We start from the raw sequence: 2,402 nt of genomic DNA, 5'->3' as shown, positions 1-2,402 counted from the left end.
TGAGTCGGCGCACGCCGCAGAGAAGGTCGCGCAGGCCGAGCGCGAGGCCGCCACCGTGCGCACCGAGGCCGAGAAGGGCGCCGCGGCGCTGCGCGCCATGGTCACCCGCGAGACCACCGACCTGCGCGCCGACGCCGAGCGCGAGGTGCGCGAGATGAACGCACGGGTGCTGGAGTTCGAAGAGACGCTGACGCGCAGACAGGACGACGCGCAGCAGGAGTTCCTCGTGCTGCACAACCAGGCGGTCGCGCACGCCGAGCGGATCACCGCCGACGCCAACGAGCAGGTCGCCGCCTCGCTCGATCACGCGCAGCGCATCTCGTCGAAGGCCGAGGACTACGAGCGCCTGATGCGCACGCAGGCGCAGGCCATCGAGGCCGACGCACAGGTGAAGGCTCGCGAGATCCTCGAGCGCGCACGGGCCAAGGCGCAGAAGATCGTCGACTCGGTCACCGGGCACGCCACCGGCGTGCTGCGGGATGCCGAGGATCAGACCCGCCAGCTGCGCTGGCAGCAGCAGCAGCTGAACAGCTTCATGGCCGAGGTGCGCGAGCTGCTGCGTCCCGAAGGCGTGCTGACCGCCGCGGCGAGCGAACCCGCCGTGGCCGATGACGCTGCGGATGACGATGCTGCCTCTGACGCGCCGGCGGATGACGCCGCTGCGGATGACGCAGCTGCCCCGGGCGCGGCCGACTCGTTCGATGACGACGAGCCGTCGGCATCCGGCGCGAAGGCCGACCGCACCGGCCGCTGACAGCCCGTCGCTGATCGGCGGCCGAGCGCGATCCGCACGGATCGCCTGCACAGCCGCCCGGCCTAGACTCGAGGCATGGCTCAGCGGAACACCTGGCAGCGCGAACGCGTGCGCGATGCGCTCGCCGACGCGCGCGGCTTCGTGAGCGCCCAGTCGCTGCACGCCGAGCTGCGCCAGGCGAACACCGGGATCGGCCTCGCCACGGTGTACCGTGCGCTGGCCGGCCTCGCCGCCTCGGGCGAGGCGGACTCGCTGCAGAGCCCTGAGGGCGAGGCGCTGTACCGGGCGTGCTCGACCGAAGGGCACCACCATCACCTCATCTGCCGGTCGTGCGGTCTGACGGTCGAGATCGAGGCGAAGGACGTCGAGCAGTGGGCTCAGCGCACGGCGTCCCTGCACGGCTTCCGCGACGCCGAGCACGTCGTCGACATCTTCGGTCTCTGCGCCACCTGCGCCAACCGGCAGGATGCCGCACCCGAGGCCTCGCCGTGACACTCACGGCCTCGCCGACGGTGCCGCATGCGCACCGGCCGCCGCCCCGCCGAGTGCCGACCGGCCCCGCCCTCGCGACCGGTGCCGGCATCGTCGCCGTTCTGGTGCTCATCGACCTGTTCGCGCCGACGCTCTTTCCGGATGCCCTGCCCGCCCGCGCTCAGGACGGACTGACCCTCGCGCTCAGCGTGCTGATCGAGGCGCTGCCCTGGGTGATCCTCGGCGTCGTCCTGTCGATCGTCGTGCAGGTGTGGCTGCCATCGGATGCCGTGCAGCGCTGGCTGCCGCGCAATCCGTGGGCGCGGCGCGGCGTGCTGTCGCTGCTGGGCATGTTCATCCCGGTCTGCGAGTGCGGCAACGTGCCCTTCGCCCGCGGGCTGATGATGCGCGGCCTCGCACCGGCCGAGGCGATGACCTTCCTCATCGCCGCGCCGATCGTCAACCCCATCGTGATCCTCACCACCCACGCCGCGTTCGGCTGGGACGGCGGGATCCTCGTCGCCCGTCTGCTCGGCGGCTTCGTCATCGCGAACCTGATCGGGTGGATCTTCAGTCTGCGCCGCGACCAGCAGGCGCTGCTCACCGAACGATTCGTCGACACCTGCGAGCATGTGGCGCACGAGCCCGGCAGCCCCGCACGTCGCAGCCTCGTGCAGTTCCTCATCGAGCTGCGCGCCGTCATGCCGGCACTCGTGATCGGCTCCGCGCTCGCCGGAGCCGTGCAGGTGCTCGTGCCGCGTGACGTGCTGCTGGCGATCGGCTCGAACCCCGTGCTGTCGATCATCGCCATGGTCGCACTCGCGATGACCGTCGCGATCTGCTCGAACGTCGACGCCTTCTTCGCCCTGTCGTTCGCCTCGACCTTCTCGTCGGGTGCGATCATCGCGTTCCTCATCGTCGGCCCGCTGGTCGACGTGAAGATGCTCGCGCTGCTGCGCACCACCTTCACCGCCCGCGTGCTGGCCGCCGTCGTCGGCGTGGTCGTGCTGTCGGCCTGCGTGATCGGGATCGGGGTGAACGTCCTTGGCTGACACCGCAGACGCGCGCCGCGACCACTGGCGCGCCATCGCCTCCCGCTGGCTGGGCGTCGGCCTCGCCGTCGTCATCTCGGTGGTCACGCTCGTTCTCGCCGTGACCGGCCGCCTCACCCTGTACA

General features: G+C 71.3%; 2 protein-coding genes and 1 pseudogene. All 3 read left to right on the top strand.

The annotated features are described in order from the left end of the window. A pseudogene (locus tag RT309_RS13920) lies at nucleotides 1-754 on the top strand (cell division initiation protein); the annotation flags it as partial. A gap of 75 nt (nucleotides 755-829) precedes the next feature. Further along, nucleotides 830-1,246 (top strand): transcriptional repressor, encoded by a 417-nt coding sequence (locus RT309_RS13915; protein ID WP_313357985.1) that lies wholly within the window; start codon nucleotides 830-832, stop codon nucleotides 1,244-1,246. After that, nucleotides 1,243-2,277 carry a permease gene (locus tag RT309_RS13910; RefSeq protein WP_396654462.1) on the top strand — a complete coding sequence of 345 codons (1,035 nt, stop codon included), beginning with the start codon at nucleotides 1,243-1,245 and terminating at the stop codon, nucleotides 2,275-2,277. The genes RT309_RS13915 and RT309_RS13910 overlap by 4 nt, the downstream gene beginning before the upstream one ends. Nucleotides 2,278-2,402: the final 125 nt, after the last annotated feature.

Source organism: Microbacterium sp., from assembly GCF_032084865.1.
GTDB lineage: Bacteria > Actinomycetota > Actinomycetes > Actinomycetales > Microbacteriaceae > Microbacterium.
Note: the sequence above shows the minus strand (reverse complement) of the source record. Positions and strands in the feature narration are given on the sequence as shown.

What these genes read in the sequence shown, in the direction of transcription:
- RT309_RS13915 (WP_313357985.1), top strand. Translation starts at nt 830, where the DNA reads ATGGCTCAGCGGAACACCTGGCAGCGCGAACGCGTGCGCGATGCGCTC.